The sequence below is a fragment of the Actinocrinis sp. genome, assembly GCF_035938995.1.
In the GTDB taxonomy this organism is placed as follows: domain Bacteria; phylum Actinomycetota; class Actinomycetes; order Streptomycetales; family Catenulisporaceae; genus DASZGI01.
In genome coordinates this window covers 1-17,538 of the sequence record NZ_DASZGI010000212.1, presented here as the reverse complement: position 1 = coordinate 17,538, position 17,538 = coordinate 1, and the positions used below count along the sequence as shown (strand labels likewise).

13 protein-coding genes are annotated in these 17,538 nt (G+C 71.2%); 8 read left to right on the top strand and 5 right to left on the bottom strand.

The genetic code is table 11. From position 1 onward, the window contains the following. The 6 genes from VGZ32_RS15140 to VGZ32_RS15115 all read left to right on the top strand — a co-directional run. Positions 1–234, top strand: a 234-nt coding sequence (locus VGZ32_RS15140; RefSeq protein WP_326886668.1) for a hypothetical protein, incomplete at its 5' end; no start/stop codon positions are given. A gap of 185 nt (positions 235–419) precedes the next feature. Beyond that, a complete protein-coding gene (locus VGZ32_RS15135; protein ID WP_326886667.1) occupies positions 420–1,310 on the top strand; it encodes a hypothetical protein in 891 nt (296 codons plus the stop codon). 62 nt (positions 1,311–1,372) lie between these two features. Then, positions 1,373–2,167 (top strand): DUF692 family multinuclear iron-containing protein, encoded by a 795-nt coding sequence (locus VGZ32_RS15130; RefSeq protein WP_326886666.1) that lies wholly within the window; start codon positions 1,373–1,375, stop codon positions 2,165–2,167. Next, complete coding sequence (locus VGZ32_RS15125) at positions 2,160–3,878, top strand: FAD-dependent oxidoreductase (protein WP_326886665.1); 1,719 nt, start codon at positions 2,160–2,162, stop codon at positions 3,876–3,878. Before VGZ32_RS15130 ends, VGZ32_RS15125 begins: the two co-directional genes overlap by 8 nt. Before the next feature lie 7 nt (positions 3,879–3,885). Continuing rightward, complete coding sequence (locus tag VGZ32_RS15120) at positions 3,886–4,743, top strand: hypothetical protein (RefSeq protein ID WP_326886664.1); 858 nt, start codon at positions 3,886–3,888, stop codon at positions 4,741–4,743. Positions 4,744–4,792: 49 nt separating this feature from the next. Next, positions 4,793–5,614, top strand: a complete 822-nt coding sequence (locus tag VGZ32_RS15115; protein ID WP_326886663.1) for a DUF692 domain-containing protein — start codon at positions 4,793–4,795, stop codon at positions 5,612–5,614. Positions 5,615–5,626: 12 nt separating this feature from the next. Here the strand turns inward: VGZ32_RS15115 and VGZ32_RS15110 are convergent, their stop codons facing one another. After that, positions 5,627–8,530 carry an AfsR/SARP family transcriptional regulator gene (locus VGZ32_RS15110; RefSeq protein ID WP_326886662.1) on the bottom strand — a complete coding sequence of 968 codons (2,904 nt, stop codon included), beginning with the start codon at positions 8,528–8,530 and terminating at the stop codon, positions 5,627–5,629. Positions 8,531–8,697: 167 nt separating this feature from the next. Here VGZ32_RS15110 and VGZ32_RS15105 point away from each other — a divergent pair, with 167 nt between their 5' ends. Continuing rightward, positions 8,698–9,672, top strand: coding sequence for a BTAD domain-containing putative transcriptional regulator (locus VGZ32_RS15105; protein ID WP_326886661.1), 975 nt, complete (start codon positions 8,698–8,700; stop codon positions 9,670–9,672). Here VGZ32_RS15105 and VGZ32_RS15100 read toward each other — a convergent pair. After that, positions 9,666–11,162: a PstS family phosphate ABC transporter substrate-binding protein gene (locus tag VGZ32_RS15100; RefSeq protein ID WP_326886660.1), complete on the bottom strand. Its 1,497-nt coding sequence runs from the start codon at positions 11,160–11,162 to the stop codon at positions 9,666–9,668. The two genes, VGZ32_RS15105 and VGZ32_RS15100, sit on opposite strands and share 7 nt — an antisense overlap. Before the next feature lie 446 nt (positions 11,163–11,608). On the opposite strand from VGZ32_RS15100, the gene VGZ32_RS15095 reads away from it, so the two are divergent. Next, a complete protein-coding gene (locus VGZ32_RS15095; RefSeq protein ID WP_326886659.1) occupies positions 11,609–12,355 on the top strand; it encodes an NRDE family protein in 747 nt (248 codons plus the stop codon). Between the two features lie 15 nt (positions 12,356–12,370). On the opposite strand, the gene VGZ32_RS15090 is transcribed toward VGZ32_RS15095, so the two are convergent. The 3 genes from VGZ32_RS15090 to VGZ32_RS15080 all read right to left on the bottom strand — a co-directional run. Continuing rightward, positions 12,371–14,017 (bottom strand): thiopeptide-type bacteriocin biosynthesis protein, encoded by a 1,647-nt coding sequence (locus VGZ32_RS15090; RefSeq protein WP_326886658.1) that lies wholly within the window; start codon positions 14,015–14,017, stop codon positions 12,371–12,373. Between the two features lie 9 nt (positions 14,018–14,026). Further along, positions 14,027–15,907: a TOMM precursor leader peptide-binding protein gene (locus VGZ32_RS15085; RefSeq protein WP_326886657.1), complete on the bottom strand. Its 1,881-nt coding sequence runs from the start codon at positions 15,905–15,907 to the stop codon at positions 14,027–14,029. Beyond that, positions 15,904–17,538 (bottom strand): hypothetical protein (locus VGZ32_RS15080; RefSeq protein WP_349263618.1); only part of this gene is annotated, 1,635 nt, incomplete at its 5' end. The genes VGZ32_RS15080 and VGZ32_RS15085, both read right to left, overlap by 4 nt.

Sequence of the window (17,538 nt, the reverse complement as noted above, 5' to 3'; positions counted from 1 at the left end):
CACCAGTCACGACGAGGAGAGGAGGTGCAGACGATGGCTGACGCGACGTTGGTCCGGTCGCCGGACGCGACGGACTTCGACGTGTTCGAGATCCAGCTCGTCGACTTGCCGCGGTCTCACCAGGGCCCGGACGAGGACGTGCTCGAGGTGGAGGCGATGACCTGCGGATGTTGCGGGGACGGCGGTGGCGGCGGATCCGGCCCGTGCTCGGATTTCTGCCACGTCGGCTACTGAGTGCCTCCGCGCGTCAGGCGTTCCGCGGAGGTGGACCGGAGAGTGATCCGGGTGTGGGCGCCGGGACGAGCGGATGCGGCTGACCTTCGGTAGGCATCGGCGCGGCACGGTACGACGGTGATCAGTCCTGAGTGCGTCCGTGCCGGGCCGGTGCCCGGGGGCGCGAAACCGGAAGGAGAACGCAGGTGACGGCCGCCGAGCTTCAGGCGATGACCGCGCGGCTGTTCGTCGACCGGGCGTTTCGCGAGTGGTTCAGGCATGCGCCGCGGGACGCCGCCCGCGGCTACCTGTTGAGTGCTGAAGAGACGGACATGATAAGCGCGGTAGACGATGAACGGCTCGCGGTCTACGCCGACTCACTCAGGGAGCGGCGCCGACAAGCGATTGCGACGGCGTATCCACTCAGCCGCATGGTCGCGGGCGACGATTTCGAGCGCTACGCGGACAGGTATTGCGATCTGAATCCGGGTCTGCCGGAGCGTGAGCGGGTCTTGGGCTTCGGGAACTACCTTCGGGAGTGTCTGGAGGCTGAGGTTCGCCTGCCGTGCTTCGCCCGCGACCTGGCGATTTACGAACGTCACCTGGTCGACCTGCGGGGGCTTACGGCGGCACGGTTTCCGACGGATACGGGGGTTTCGTCGGGCACCATGCTGTCGTTGAGCACCGTGGATTCGTGGGGCGCCGCGGGTCGCCTGGACGGTTCACTTTCGACTGTCGCAGACCTCGATGCCGATCGAGACGAGGCGCGACCGTGGCTGTCGTCGCGCCCACGACTTGCGTCGTGGGCGCGGGTCGCCGTGTTCGACTACGACATCCCGGAGATCGTCGCAGACCTCGAGCGCACCGGTGTGCCGCCTGCGGCGAGCCCGACCCCGACCGGCGTCGTCATGCGGCGGGTCGGCGAGCGCACGACGCCGGAGATCTTCCGCATTGAGGTGCGAGTCGCGGCGATGCTGCTGCGGTGCACGGGCGAACCGACCGTCGCCGCCCTCGCCGAGCAGTGTCGCCTCGATCCGGAGCGGCTCGCCGCGCTGCTCGCGAGCCTGGCCACGATGCAGGTGATCGCGTGTTGGTAGGCGGAGTGGTAGCGGTGACGGATGACGCGCGGGCAGTGTCTTGCCTCGGCGTCGGCGTCGGCGTGGCGCACATCGGGGGTGGGAAAGCGGCCCGCGAGATCGTTGGTGCCGATTTCCTGGAATTGCGCGCGACCGACGTCGCATTGCAAGGCGCTGGGGACGGCTTCACCGTCGGCGGGGATGCGCCTTCCGCTCCGGTGATCGTGCGCGGCGCGGCACTCTCGCTCGGCACGATGGGGCCGGTCGACCGCACCGCGCTGGCCGAAGTCAAGAGACTCACCGACGCTACTCGGTGCGTCTACTACGGCGAGCCGCTGTGCATGACGCGTGTGCCAGGCCTCGATCTCGATCACCTCGCGCCGATCTGGTTCACCGCGGACGTACTGGCGAGCACGATCGACCGGGTCGACGCGGTCCAGCAAGAGCTTGGCAGGCCGCTGCTCGTGGAGAGCATCACCTACATGCCGCCGCGCTGCGCGAAGCCGCAAGCCGAATTCCTCTCCGGGCTGGCTGACGCAACCGGATGCCGCCTCACCGTGAATGTCTCGGCCGTGCAGATCAACTCCCGCGTGCACGGATTCGACGCGGCCGACTATCTCGACGGACTCCCGCGCGCGGCGGTCGCGTTCGTACGCATCGGTCCGGGACGCGCCGCGGACGCGGCATGGGCGCTCGCCGCAGGGGTTGCGAGCGCGACGCGGCTTGAGGGCGTCATCCTCGACTACACCACGCGGGTCGCAGGCCGCGGTCCGTGCCGCCGTGACGGTGAGCGAGCCAGATCCCTGCTGATTCCTGAGTCGGGGCCGCAGCCGGGTCCGGCGTGTGAAGGCCAATCGCGGCAGGTTGTTCATGTCTGAGCTTCCTGTCGTGATCATCGGGGCCGGTCCGGTCGGGCTCAGCACGGCGCTGTTCCTCGCCGGGCACGGCATCGCATCCGTCGTTGTCGAGCGCCATCCGGGAACATCCGTCCACCCGAAGGCGCGCGGGATCGGCCCACGGTCCATGGAGCTGTTCCGGCAGGTGGGACTGGAGGAGCGGGTCCGCGAGGTGGGTAGTGCGCTGTCCGGCAGCCGGGGATGGGCCACCGTCGACAGGCTCGACCGCACTGCGCTGGCCAACTCCACCCGCATCTTCGAGTTCAGAGACGGCGACGACCCGAACGCTGTTCTGGCCAGCCCCTGTACCGGCATACTGTGCCCCCAGTTACTGCTCGAGCCGGTCCTGCTCGAGGCGGCCCGCGACGCCGGGGTCGACGTGCGCTTCGGCACGCGGATGGTGGGGCTGCGGCAGCATGCCGACGGCGTCACCCTCGCGGTCGACGACGCGGCCGGTCGGCTGTCCACGCTGCGCGCCCGGCACGTCGTCGGAGCCGACGGAAAGCGAAGCCCGGTCCGGTCGCTCTCGGGCATCGGGATGTCGCAGGTGCGCTTCTTCGGCCGCGCCGTGACCATCTATTTCCGGGCCGACTTGACCGACCTGGTCTCCGGACACGAGTTCGTCGCCTGCAGAATCACCGGCGAGGCCGGCGCGGGACTGCTGCTGGGCATCGACAACCGCAGCCGGTGGACGCTGATCAGGAGGCTGGGAAAGGACGAGACACAGGCCACGTACACGCCGGAGCGCTGCGCCGAGGTCCTGCGCGCCGGCATCGCGCTGCCGCTGGACGATCTGGAGATCCTGGGCGTCTCGGAGTGGCGGGCGTCGAGCGGAATCGCCGACGCGTACGTGCGCGGCCGCGTCTACCTGGCCGGCGACGCGGCGCACATCATGCCGATCTCCGGCGGATTCGGGCTCAACACGGGACTCCACGACGCCCACGCCCTCGCCTGGCGGATCGCCGCGTTCGAGCGCGGCCACGCCGGACCCGCACTGCTCGCCGGGTACGAAGCCGAGCGGCGCGCGGTCGCCTTGGCGACGATCAACCAGGCGGTCGTGCGCTCGCGTTTTCCCCGGTTGCGCTGGGCGCCCGATTCCTCCCCGCAGCGCGCCGCAGTGGGAATGGTCAACCGGCTCGAGACCGACATCGCATACACCTACGGTTGCAGCACGCGGCGTGACGGTGGCGACCCGCGTGACCAGGCGGCCGAAAGCGCGGGCGCCTTCGGTCCGCTACCGGACGGCCGACCCGGGTCGCGCGTACCGCATGTCTGGCTCATACGGGACGGTAAGCCGATCTCCACGCTTGATGTCGCAGGACGCGGATTCACAGTCCTCGCCGGGCCGGACGGCTCAGCGTGGTGCGAAGCGGCGCGGCGGATCGCTGAGCGCCGAGGGGCGGAAGTCGCCGGACATCGGCTTGGCCCCCGCGGCGACCTGGCGGACCCCTCGGGAGCGTGGTCGACGGCCGCCGGGATCGGGCCGGCCGGGGCGCTGCTTGTCCGGCCGGACGGGTTCGTCGCCGAGCGTTTCACCGATGCGGCGCCGAATCCTGTCGCAGCACTCGACGACGCGATCGGCACTTGCCTCGCGGGACCGGCCGCGCATCGGAACGAAGACATCGATGATGCGAACGGGTCCGCTCCGAGACCCGACGGATCGCTCCTGCTCACACCACAGATGGCGAGGTGAGACCGGAATGAGCATCGCCGAGATGAACGCGGCCCTCGGCCGGCTGTACGTCGACGAACACATGCGCCGGCTGTTCGCGCGCGAGCCTGACTCGATCCTCGGCGCGTACAGGCTTTCCGACGCCGAGGCGGCCGCGATCGTGGGCATCGATCGCGAGCGACTCGAGCTGTTCGCCGACGGCCTGTTGCGCAAGAAGCACGGTCGCATGATGAAGACGTACGAGGCGACGCGTGCGCTGAACCCCGAACGCTTCGACGAATATTTCCGCCGCTTTTACGGGACGCGCACCTCATACCCGGGACAGCGGCCTGGGGAGTACACCTCCGAATTCGGCCTCTACCTGGAGCAGTCGTTCACCGCGGAACTCGACGAGTTCCCGCCTTACGCGCTCGACCTGGTGCGCTTCGAGCGGGAGCTGACCAGGGCCCAGGCGACGGCGCGCGGCGGCGGACAATACCGCAGCGGCGCTCCGGACACGGACGGAAAGCCGGTCGGCGGCGTCGCAGGCGCCGACGTCGACATCGATTCCGCGGCACGCCCGGCGACGGCACCCGGCGTCGTCCTGTGCCACTTCGCATTCGATGTCGCGGCGCTGCGCGCAAGTCTGCGTGAAGGCGGCGAACTGCCGCAAGCCCTTCCGGATGAGCACTACATAGCTTTCCACACGACCCCGGATATGAGCGCGCCGAAGACGTTCCGCCTGAACCCGAAGCTCGGGCTGCTCATGCGGCGGTGCGACGGGGCGAGGACCGTGGCCGGGATCGCCGAGGGCCTCGAGACCGACGTCGACGGGGAGGACCGCCTCGCCGCAGTACTCGGCGACGTGCGCCGACTGGTCCGGCTCGGCCTGTTGGCAGGCGCGTGAGCCGCACGCGACGGACGTGACACAGGCCACGCAGAAAGGAACTCTGAGCATGGACAACCCTTCACCAGTCCCCTTCCTCGGCAGCGGTCTCGGCTACCGCCGCGAGATCAGCGCCGAGATCTTCCAGCACGCCGACGAGATCGACTTCGTCGAAGTGATCGCCGATCAGTACATGTACGGGGTCTCCTCGCTGCGCTTCCTCCAGCGGCTGCGGGAGACATTCATCGTCATCCCGCACGGCGTGGGGCTTTCGATCGCGAGCCCCGGGCCGCTCGACGAGACCTACGTTGACCTCGCATGCAACGTCAGCGACGCGTGCGACTCCCCCTATTACAGCGACCACCTGTGCATGACGAAGACGCCCGGGATCGATCTCGGACACCTGGCGCCGATGTGGTTCACCGCGGAGCTGCTGAAGAACACGATCGAGAAGGTGGACCGGCTCCAGAGCCGCCTCGGCAAGCAGGTCGTCCTCGAGAACGTCACCTACGACTTCGAGATCCCGGGGGCCGACCTCACCCAGGAGGAGTTCTTCGGCGAGCTGGTCGGCACGACCGGCTGCGGGATGCTCCTCGACGTGACCAACCTCTACACCAACTCCGTCAACCACGGGTTCGATCCGCTCGAAGCGCTGGGCCGCCTGCCGTTGGACAGCATCGTTCAGGTCCATCTCGCCGGCGGCTTCTGGAGCGACGGCGTGCTGTTCGACGGACACTGCGCGCCGGTGCCCGAAGAGGTGTGGGCGCTGTTCGGGCAGCTCGTGGAAAGGACCCCGGTGCGGGCGGCCCTGCTGGAGCACGACGCGCGCTTCCCCGCGATCGAGGAGTTGCTGAGCCAGGTCTCCCGGGCGCGCGAGCTTCTGCACCGCTAGGGAATGCGCCGCTCAGACGCCCGGAGCGCGCGCCATCAGCTCGCGCACATTCGCCGCATATGCCGGGCTCGTGGTCTCAAGGGTCTCCAACGCCACCTTCCAGGCGCGCATCGCCTCCTCCTCGTCGCCGAGGCGGCGGCGCGCCTTCCCGATCTCCACCTGGAACACGGCGGCCGAGTTCTGGTCGTTGAGCTGCACGAACAGGTCGACGGCCGCGGTCAGGTAACCGAGCGCCTCGACCGGGCGCGCGATCTCGAGGTACAGCTCGCCGAGATCCGCGAGGGTGTGGGCCTCGCCCTCGCGATAGCCGAGCTCCCGGATGAGCGGAAGGCATTGCAGGTGGGTCGCGATGCACTCGTCGTAGCGGTTGAGCTTGCGATAGCAGCGGGCGAGGTTGTGCCGGGCGAAGATCTCGCTGTCCTGGTCGCCCAGCTCGGCCGCTACCGCCAGGCTCTCTTCGAGCACCGTGAGCGCGCGCTGCGGCTGGTTCCACTCCGCGAGGCACTTGCCGAGGTTGATCAGCGCGGTGCAGCGGCCGCGCGCGTCGCCCAGCCGGGTGAAGATGACCAGGGCGGACTCGTGGCAGCCGGCCGCGGCCTCAGCCTCGTCGCGGGTGAAGTGCAGGAGGCCGAGCCGGTTGTGGGTGTACGCCTCCGCCGACTCGTCGCCCAGCTCCCGGGTCAGCTCCAGTGCCGCGGTCAGGTGGGCTTGCGCGGCTTCGGGCTCGCCGGTGAGCACGGCCAGCTGGCCCAGGTACTGGCGCCCGACCAGCTCGGCTCTTCGGTCGGCGGAGCGCGCGCCGCGCTCGAGCGCGGCCGTGCTGGCGCGCCGCCAGTCGTCCCAGTGACCGCGGGCCCTGAGATACCACTGCAGGTGCTGGAGCGCGGCCAGCGGCAGCTCGGAGTCCAGCTCCGCGATCCCCAGCGCCTGCACCACCACGTCGATGACGTTGCGGTACTCGCCGTCGAGCCAGTCGCGCGCTTGCTGCTCGCTGTCGAACAGACTCTCGCCCGACCCCTCCAGATAGCCCGGCCGGGCCGCCCTGGTCGCCTCCTGCGCGGTGCGCGCGAGGTCGGTGGCGAGTCGGCGTACGGCGTCGACCACGTCTGCGCGGCCCTCCGCGGTCTCGGCCGCCTCGCGGGCGAACACGCGCACCAAGTCGTGGTAGACGTACGTGCCGGGCCGCGGCGAGCCGAGCAGGTGCATGTCGACCAGCGCCTCGGCAAGGCTCTGGGCCGCCGGCGGATCGACCCCGAGCAGAGCCGCCGCCGCGGGGGCCGAGACGTGCTCCAGGTCGGCGACCGCGAGCAGGCGGAACGCGCGTGCCTGGTCGGCGCCCAGCAGCCGGTGGCTCAGCTCGAACGCGGTGCGCACGCCGAGGTCGCCCAGGGCCAGCTCGTCCAGCCGGCTGCGCCCGGCGTCGAGGCGTTCGGCCAGGTCGCGCAGCGTCCATCCGGGGCGCGCGGCGAACCGGGCGCCGGCGATCCGCACGGCCAGCGGCAGACGGCCACAGGCGGCGGCGATGTCCGCGACCGCGCCGAGGTCCGCGGTCGCCGGGTCGAGACCGGCGATCTTCAGCAGCAGCGCCTGCGCCTCCGCGGCGGCGAACTGGCCGAGGCCCACGATCCGGGCCGACTCGAGCGCGGTCAGCCGATTGCGGCTGGTCGCCAGCACGGCGCAGCCAGCGGTCTGGGGAACCAGGGGTCTGATCTGCTTCGAATCGCAGGCGTCGTCGAGCAGGATCAGCACCCGGCGCCCGGCAAGCTGCGAGCGGTACAGCGCCGCGCGCCCGTCCTCGTCGGGCGGAATCGACGACTCGTCCGCCCCGAGGTCGCGCAGGAACTGGCCGAGCACATCCCCGGGGGTGCGGGCTGCACCGGTACCGCGCAGGTCGGCGTATAGCTGGCCGTCGGGAAACGCACCGCGCATGCGGTGGGCGGCGTGCACGGCGAGGGTGCTCTTGCCGCTGCCTCCCGGTCCGCAGACCACGGCGATCCGCCCGGCCGAGACCGCCGCCCGGTCTGGTTCGAGCGCGCTGGCGAGAAACTCTCGCTCGTCGCGGCGCCCGACGAAGTCTGCGATGTCCGCGGGCAGTTGGGCGAGCGTGTGGCGCGGCGCGGCAGGCGTGTCCTTCGCCGCAGTCGGTTGGTCCGATTCCGCGGGGCTCGCGGACAAGGTCGCGTCTCCGGACAGGATCCGCATGTGCAGATCGCGCACCGCCGCGGTGGGCTCGACGCCGAGTTCGGCGGCGAGCACGCGCCGGAGGCTTTGGTACGTGTCCAGGGCCTCGGCCCGGCGCCCGCAGCGGTAGAGGCTCAGCATCAGCTGGGCGCGGAACGGCTCGTCCAGCGGGAACCGGGCGGCGAGCCGGGTCAGTTCCGGGATCGCGACCTCGTGCCGCCCGAGGTTGAGTTCGGCCTCGATGCGTGCGCGCCAGGCCTGGGTGTGCGCCTCCGCCAGGCGGGTCGCCTCTTCGCGGCGCAGGCGGACGCAGTCCACGTCAAGTAGCGCCTCGCCGCGCCAGAGCGCCAGCGCGTCGCCGTACGCACACGAAGCCTGCTCCCAACGCTCGTCCCGCGCGAGCTCCCGGCCCTGCTCGCACAGCCGGGTGAACTGCAAGACGTCGAGCTCCATGTCAGCGACCCGGAACACGTAGCCGGGCGCCTGTGTGATGACGCGTTCGCCCTCGACCGGGCCGAGCAGCCGGCGCAGCCGCATCACGTGATTGTGCAGCGCGGTGCGTGCGGTGATCGGCGGGGCGTCGTCCCAGACCAGGTCGATCAGCTCGTCGATGGACACCACCCGGTTGCCGCGCAGCAGCAGGGCGGCGAGGATGACGCGCTGCTTGTTACCGGGGATGCGTACGGGCGCGCCGTCGGCACGCACCAGCATCGGCCCGAGCAGCGCGAACTCCACGGCACCTCCGAGGACTGAACAGATCGGCCGGCCGATGACGGTCCGTGACCGGACCGCGTGAGCCGAGCGTGATCTCCACATTAGCCGGTCCGGCGAGTCTGCTGTGGCTGGGCGGTTCCGACGACGTCGCCGAGCACCGGGGGACGGCATCGGTACCGGAGGATCGCGTGCAGAAAACGAAGACACTCAGCTCCGAGATCCAGGAGCACCGGCGGATCGCCGACTTCACCCAGGAGGAACTGGCCCGGCGCGCCGGCATCGGTGTTTCGACGCTGCGCGATCTCGAGCAGGGCCGGGTGCGCCGTCCGCGGCCGGATTCCGTGCGGCGCATCGCCGGTGCGCTCGGCGTCGGCTATGAAGCGTTCGAGGCGCTGCCGGTGCATCCGCCGCGGATGTTCGTCGAGGTCCTGGGGCCGACCCGGGTGACGTGCGGCGGCGTGCCCGTGGACCTCGCGCCCCTGCGACTGCGCGCGATCCTCGGCGTCCTGGCGGCGCACCTCGGTCGCCGGGTCGGCCGGGACACGCTCGTGGACGTCCTGTGGGGACCGGTACCCCCGCCGGAGGCGGTGGCGGCCCTGCACTCCTACATCAGCCGATTGCGTGGCTTGCTCACCGCCGGGGCGCGGGGAGGGCCCGCGCGCGAGGTGATCGCCGCGGACGCGGACGGCTACCGGCTCGTCGTGTCCGGAGAGGAGGTCGACCTCGGTGTCTTCCGCGCCGGTGCTGCGAAGGCCCGGCAGCTGGCCCAGGCCGGAGCGGTCGAGGCCGCATTCGAGAGCTTCCGCGACGCGCTCGCCCAGTGGTCGGGTGAGCCGTTTCTGGAGTTCCCGCGGCTACGCGGCCTGCCATGGGTCGACGCGCTCAGTGCCGAGCGGGCGGCCGCGACGGTCGAGTGCGCGGACCTCGCCCTGCAGGTAGGACGCGGTGGCGAGGTCGTCGGGCTGCTGCGCCAGGCCGCGGCCGCCGATCCCTTCCACGAACCTTTACACGCTCGGCTGATCCTTGCCTTAGACGCCGCGGGCCAGCGTGCGGCGGCAGTGCGCGTATACGCAGGAGTGCGCCGTCGGCTAGCCGACGAGCTGGGCGTACCGCCGTGCGCCGAGCTCGCTTCGGCCTTCCAGCAGGTGATCACCGCTTACTGACACAGCTGGATCGGATCGCCCTGCGGATCAGTGCACGGGATGTACCCGCGGTCCTGCAGCAGGGTCTTGGCCGCGTCCTGGCTCAGATAACGCAGGAACGCGGCGGACAGCGAGTCGCCGGCGGGCTCGCCATATGTGTAGATCTCCTCGACGGCCCAGAACGGGTACTGGTCGTTCCGCACGGTCAGCGGGTCGGGGCCGTGGCCGTCGATCAGCACCTGGTCGACGTTCGGGTACTTGGTCGGCGGAGCCCCCACCGTCGACGCCATTTCCGCGTAGCCGATCGCGCCCTGATTGACGTCGACCTGGGTGAGCAGGTCGTCGGTGCTTCCCGCCTCGCAGCGGATCACCGGTGACGACTGCTGGTCGGGGGTGCGGTCCACGCAGTTCTGGGACGAGACGGCGGGTTCGGGCACGCCGCCCAGCAGCTTCTGCTGGAACGTGGCGCGGGTGCCGGAGTCCGCGCCCCGGCTGACGATGTGGATGGGCAGGTCCGGGCCGCCGAGCTGCCGCCAGTCGGTGACCTTCCCGGAGTAGATCTGCCGGAGCTGGTCGGTGGTCAGGGAGTGGATGCCGACCGCTTTGTTGACCACGATCGAGAAGATGATCACGGCCACCGGGTGCGCGTGCAGCTGCGGGTAGCCGTCGGTCGGCCCGTCGGACATGGCCAGCTGGCTGGCCTGCGCGCTCGGATCGCTGGTGCCTTGGGCGGACAGGTAGCGCACCCCGTTGCGGCTGCCGGTCGGGATGCCGCCCGGGGCGACGGCGATCGCCGAGGAGGTGCAGTCCTTCTGGTATTGCGCGGCGGCGGCTTGCATGGCCGGGGTGAAGGCGGTCGAGCCGTAGGCGGTGAGGCTGCCGCCGACACAGTCGGTCGGTGACGCGGGGCTGGTCGTGTGCAGATGGACGAGCAGCAGCACCACGACGGCGGCGAGACAGCCGATGGCCGTCAGGCCGAAGCCGCCCGCGCGGACGGTCGCCCCGTTCGGTCCCGCGCCGGAGCCGCTGCGCACGACGCCGCCGTCCTTGGCCGCGCCCTTGAGCCGGCCGGTCGCCTCGACCGTGCGGTCGGAGCCGGACAGCAGGACCAGCAGCCGGAACCGGTCCTTCTTCTTGAGCCGGATCGGCGGCACGTTCAGCTGGTTCGCGCTGAAGGTCAGCCCCCCGGGGCCGAGCAGAATCTCACGCTGTGCGTCCGTGGCGTCCTTGACCTCGACTCCGGTCACCCATCGGTTGCCGAAGGTGAAGGTGACCGGCAGGAGGTAGTCGTCCTCGGCGATGTCCAGGCCGCCGTCGTTGCTGACCCGGATCACGGCCACGTGCGCGTCGGGCACCTCGTGGGCGCTGTCCACGATGGCGCTGGTGCCGACCCGCACCACCATGGGCCGCTCGTCGGGCACCTCCCCGGTGAGCTTCAGTCCGGCGTCGTTGCTGACCTCGACCGCGAGCGGCTCCGCGTCGGATGCCTGTGTGGTCTTGAGGAGGAGCACGAGTTCGGCGAGGTCCCCGATGCCCGCCCGCGGCGTGCACGCCCACCGGATTGTCGAGGTGCACCCGGTAGCCGATCTGCCGGCGCCAGCGCGGCCGCAGGACCTGGACGGTGCTGATCACGGCCCCCACGCCCGCGATGACCGCCGCCACTCCCGGAACGAGGACGAACCATAGGAACGCTGACAAGACTCCCCCGTCGTTCGATCCCGTAGTCGCGTGTACTGACTTAGCGTCTCAATACTCGCCGCCATCGCGGGGTTCCGGCGACGCGTTCGCCTTGTCTTCGCCCGATCTTCACGCACTGTCCGTGTGCGGAGGGTCGCAGTGGGCGTCTTCGGCTTTCATGGAAGTCGCATGCGAGCCGAGCGGGGTGCACGCTGGAAGGTAGGGCCGGTCTTCCGCGCCGCAGCCGCCTCATGGAAGCGATGGCGAGATGTGTACCACGGTGGTCAGCATCGATCCGCACTCACCCGTGCCCGTTCTGATGGCCGGCGTGCGCGACGAGTTCCTCGAACGCCCATGGTTTCCGCCCGGTCGGCACTGGCCCGGGCAGCCGCAGCTCGTCGGCGGCCAAGATCTGCAGGCCCGCGGCACATGGCTGGCAGTGAATCCCGGGGTGCCCCGCGTGGCGTGCGTGCTCAACGCGCATGGCGAACCGGCCGAGGATGCCCGTCGGCTCAGCCGCGGCGAGTTGCCGCTGCGCCTGGCGGCCGCCGGGGAACCCGGCGACCTCGATCCCACCCGGTACGACCCGTTCCACCTGGTGTGTTCGACACCCGGATCGACCCGTCTCTGGAGTTGGGACGGGCGGAAGCTCGTTGAGCGCGCCCTCGACGCCGGTCTGCACATCATCGCCAACAGCGGGCTGGAAGGCGCCGACGACAACGGGGGCCCGGGCGCCGAGCAGATACGAGCGCGCATCGACCACTTCCGGCCGTTGTTCGAGAAGGCCGCGCGGCCTGAACCCGGAGAAGAAGACGCTGAGCATGCGTGGGGCGAGTGGCTTCCCCTCGTCTCCGGCGCTGGTCTGGACCCCGCGGAGCCGCACGCGCTCGTGTTGCGGCGAATCATCGACGATCAGCGGTGGGGCACCTCCAGCTTGAGTCTGGTCGCGCTGACCCGTAACGGTGCGCGTTATGACTTCTGCGCGAACCCCGCCGACCTGCACCCGGCCTGGTCGCGCGTGCTGTGACGCCTGGCGGCGCGCTCAGCCGCCGACGGCGTCGGAACGGCCGATCGGCAGCAGATACTGCAGCGGCTGGTCCAGGTCGTCGAGGCTGAACAGATCGTGCGCCAAGTCGTCGTTGACCCCGTTTACCGGTGTGCAGCCCAGGCCGAGCGCGGCGGCGACCAGCAGGAGGGTCTGCGCGAGGTGGCCGGCCTCCAACAGGCCGAGGCGCAGCGCCCGAAGACCGTAGCGCTGACGCAGCAGACCCAGATCGACGTACAGGCCGAGCAGGACCGGAGCCTCGTCGAGACCGATCGCGAACGCGTCTTCGAGCGCACGGGAGAAATACGGAGACAGTGCTTTGAGCTCGTGCACCGGAGGCAGGGCGCCGATTCGTCGCAGTACCCGTTGAACCGGGTCCGCCTCATAACAGCCGGGCGCCAACCCGTCGACCGCCAGTGCGAACACGCGCAGCCGGGCGGTGTAGAGAGCGCCCGCGCTCGGATACGGGCGATGAGGTTGCTGACCGGTGTGGTGCGTTTCCGCGTAGCTGTTCCACAGCAGAGTCCCCAGGTCCGTAGCGGTCAGCGGTCCGGTCAGCGCGCCTCGCGTGCACACGCGCCGGGTCAGCGCCTCATTGAGAGTGACATCGGGAAGCGGCCGCCCGGGCAGGGGAGTGCCCCCGACGGTGGCGGGCGCGGGCAGCGCGACCTCGCGTGACGCCGAGTCCTCCCGGCGGCCGACGTGGAACTTGCTGCGCTCCAGATAGCGGATGTCCGGCGCGCGGCGGTCCTGCGGGAAGAAGTCGGTCGGTTCATCGTCGTCGAGCAGAGCGCGGGCGACGAGGTGGCACAGCGCGCGCTCCTCGTCCGGCACAATGCCCAGACGGTTGAGCAGCATGTGCAGCTGCGAGGCCCACACCCACGGCCACGGGGCGCGGTACTCCTCGCCGTCATCGGGCGAGCCGTCGAAGCCTGTCTCGGCGCGCAGACATGCATCAGCGTCCTGAACTACGCGGTGCCAGTCGCCGAGCACTCCCGGCAGGCGCTCCGCCGTCGTGCCGGGGCCGGTCAACGCCTCGACCCGCCGCACGAGGCTGTCGCGCTGGACCGCGTACACCGAGTTGACCTTCGCGTGCACGACCGGGGCGGGCAGCAGCTCCACCTCATCAGCATGCTGCCACGCCCGCGCGTGCCGCCGCAGCCATCGGGCGACGCCGAGTCTGTCCATGCCGAGTCCCAGCCCGGTGGCGATCGCCAGGTCGGTCGCCGCGGTCAAGCGGGCGGTGCGGTGCGGCGCCTCGCTGATCGCCCGCAGCGCGGTCTGCGTGGAGCGGACGAACACGTCCTCGGCGATCGGCAGAGCGGCCGCTCCGCCGTACCGCCGTGTCTCCGGAACATAGGGGACCAGGTGTACTGCCGCATGGGTTGACGGCCAGGGCCCTGCGACGGTCGGCAGCTTCGCCGCGAGCTCGCCGAGCGGTTCGGCGAGACACACCGCGTCGCCGCGCACCCGGATCCGCAAGTGCGGGCCGCCCTCGCCGTAACGGATGAAGAACCAGTCGGCCCTGTGCTGATCGACACCGTGCTGATCGAGCAGCGGCGCCACGTCGCCGAGTAGGAATTCGTCGACCGTCTCCGGCGCGCAGTGCAGCATGCAGTGCAGGCTCGTCCAGCCCTCGGCCACGGCGTCTCCTCAGGGGAACGGGTGCGGATCGAACGGCAGGTCCTCGTAGCGCAGCGGCTGCTCGACCCGGCCGAGGCGGCACGGCACCTCAAGCAGCCTTGGCAGACCCCTGGTCCGTCGGTTGACGTACCCGAACGTCATCGGCAACGAGCCCGGGACGATCACCTTCACGCAGGACAGGCCGAACCGGTCGCCCGTCCCGGGCCCGTCGAGCCCGACCACGACGACTTCCAGGCCCTGTCCGCCGAGCCGCCGGACGGTGTCGGTGAGCAGCGCGGTCAGGTCGGCGACGGGCTCGGGCTCGGGCAGTTCGACCTCGAAGGCCGCCCCGAGCAGCGCGTCGACCCGCGGCGCCGCCTCCGGCAGCGTGTTCACGCCGACGTGATCCTCGAGGCTGACGATGCGTTCGGGCTCGCGCAGCATCCGGTAGAGCCGGTCGAGGTCGCGCGACTGCGGCTCGGCGGCGGCTCTGCGGGTGACCAGGTGGACATTGGTGACCAGTTCGGCGACCGCCGCGCGGACGGCCGCCCGCGGATCGTGGTGCGCGCCAGCCGCGATGAACGCTTGCGGCGCCGCCGACTCTGTGCCCTGATACCGGGCCACCGCGACGACGGCCGGGATCGCGAAGTCGTTCGTCGCGTCGAGCACCGTCACCGCGTAGCCGAGCAGGGCCGCCCGGTCGGCGAGCTGTTCCACGACCGGATCGGGGCGGGCCGTGCGGACCCGGGGCAGCGGAGTGCGGGTGTACCAGGCCATCAGGAACGCGTCACGCTCGGCGACTTCGAAGAGCCCGTACAGCGCGGCTTCCTGCGGGCTGCCGCCCAGGCTGCACCCATTCGAGCACTCGTACACGACCCGCGGACCGTGCGGCGCGTCCCAGTAGGCGACGTGCTCCGGTACCGCGATCGCGCGGTCGCGGGTCAGCGACCAGCCGTAGACCCAGTCCAGTTCGAGGTCCGGAGTGTAGGGCACGGTCGCCGACATCCGGTGGCCGTCGTATGCGGGCTCTGGCAGGCCGAGCCGCGCCGGGTCGACCGCGCGCTCGTCGCCGAGCTGGGCGAACGAGGCGCGCAGGCTGGTCGCGCGGCCACCGGGCCGGGCCGCGCGGTACCGCTCAACAGCCTCCAGCAGCGCCACTCGCTCACTGCTGTCGAAGTCGGGCGACCGGCCGTATCCGCCCTCCCGCACCGGCACGCCCCGCGATATCAGCGCACTGGTCGAGCTGAGCGGGGAGTCTTCGGTCCGCAGCACCTGGTACACCGGACCGAACACAGGGTCGTGCAGATCCGCCCTCAGATCGGCGATGACCAGCCGCGGATTGGGCCGACGCAGGACGCAGGGATCGGGCAGCGGCTGTGGCGACAGGTCGATTGCGGCGTTGCCCGGCGAGTCCGCTGGCAGTGGTTGGCAGACCGCACAGCCGCCGAGCGGCTGCACCTGGTGAGTGGTCCAGGTGGCCCGGCCGCCGTGGAAGGTCCAGACAGTGCTCTGATTCGCATCCGGATCGGCGAGCACGGCGTCGGCGAGCGCTGCGACACCGTCCAGCAGGGCGGGCGACAGCGTTCCGGCGAACCGCAGACCAGGGTCGCGCGACAACGGCTGGTGCAGCAGGGTCCGGCTGCTGAGCGTCATGAGCCGTCGCGTCTCGGCGCAGTTCAGACAACCCGTCGCGCCGCGGTACTGCACTGGCCCGACAAGCCCAAGCGCGCCGTCGCAGCGTACGGGCAGGTGCAGCACGTCGTGCCGGTGCGCGTGCTCGGCGAGGGCAGTCGCCTGGCCCGGAGTCCATTCTTCGAGCACGACGATGGCAGCGCCGGTGACAGCTGACAGCGCCTTGTCCGCGTCCAGTACGACGCGCGGTGCGAGCAGTTCTCGAAGTTCTTCGATCATCCGCCGCCGCCCGGCGCGAGCACGGTCAGTCCCGCTTCCCACAGGGGTTCGGTGCGCTGTGATCGCCACGGGCACACAGGGCCGACCAGCCGACCGAGTCGATCGCACAGCTCCCCTTGGCGATCGGCCACGTCACCCAGCCACACCGCGGTGGACCCCGGGCCCTCCCACAGCGAGACGGCCGCGCCGCTGGCGGCTAGCGCGGCGATCGCTCCGCTCGGCGCGACGTGGCGGCACCTTCCCTGAACGTCGGGTGGCGTCTGTGCCAGACCGGTGGCGGCGAGGGCGGCGAAGGCCATCGCGTCCGCGGCGGTGGCCTCGACCGCTCGGCCCGTGACTTGTCTGCCGGAGCGGACCTCGGCGCGGAACACGCCGTCCGCCAGTCGGTACACGGAGGGCAGAGCGCTGACTCCGAGCCGAATGGTAAGGCTCTGCCACCAGTGCCGGGCGTGCCGGTCCGGCATCCATTCGTCGGCTGTGACGAGTTGGGCGCCGTCGAGCGGAAGGGCGAGGGCCAGGGCGCGCAGGGCTCGTCCCACGGCGTGATCGCGGTTCATCCCGACGGTGACGGGAAACCGGGTCGACTCGGACAGGTCGCGGGTCACGGACGTCTCCGGCGCGGCCCGACCGAGCGGTCCGGCTGAGACGTCCGGCGAAGTTGAGGCGTCTGGCTCAGCGACGATGAGTTCGGCCGCGCGGCACGTCGCCTCCAGGCGGGCCAGGTCCACACGGGCGGCCGTGGCCACCAGCGTTCCGCCGGGTATGTCGCATGCGGCCAGTGCGGCGGGAAGCTGTGGCAGCCGGCCCGGGTGGGCGGCGGGCAGTAGGCCGGTGCGCTCGTCGCAGAGTGCTTCCACTGTGCGCAGCGCCTCGGCGAGCGTGGCCGGGGCGGGGACCGGTCGGCCGCGCCACGGGTGGTACTCGGCGTGTAGCGGGTCCGCTGAGGCGACTAAGACGGACGGCCAGCCTTCGGGAAGCCGGGGGTTCTCGCCGCGGGTGGCAGGATCGGGAAGCCCGGCGACCGCGCAAACGAGGCGCTGAGCTGCGGCGCCCGCGACCAGGGCGGCCAGCGGTCCGGGCGCGGGTGCGGGTGGCGCAGGGTTGAGGCTCAGCTGGTCGGCTGACAGCCCGGGCGCAGGTGGCGTGGGGCTGGGCCCGAGCCGGACGGCCAGTGGTCCGGGCGTGGGTGGCGTGGGGTCGAGGCCTAGCCGGGCGGCTAGGGCCCGGGCGTCTGCGCGCACCATGTCCGGGGGCGCCGACTCGGTGACGAACGCCGTTCCGCCGCGGATCCGCACCGCGACAGCGAGCCCCGCGGCCTCCAACACCACCTGCCCAGGCGGTTCGTTGCCGCTGCACACGTGGGTGTCGGTGGCTCCGAGTCGCGCCAGGGACCGGCGCACCGACTCCGCGAGGGGATCGGCGCGGTCGGTGGGGGAGGCGGGTGCGGCGTGCACGGTGAAGTCGGCGTCCCGTACGGCGCGCAGCGCGGCGTCGGGATCCGCCGCGACGGCGCCGAACCAACGGCGCGCGAGTCGACCTCCGGTATCAGCAGCCGCCGCGCCGCCCGCGCTCTCCGCTGTGTCGCTCGCGTCCTCCGCCGCGCCGCCCGCGCCCCCCTCGCCGCTGGGAGC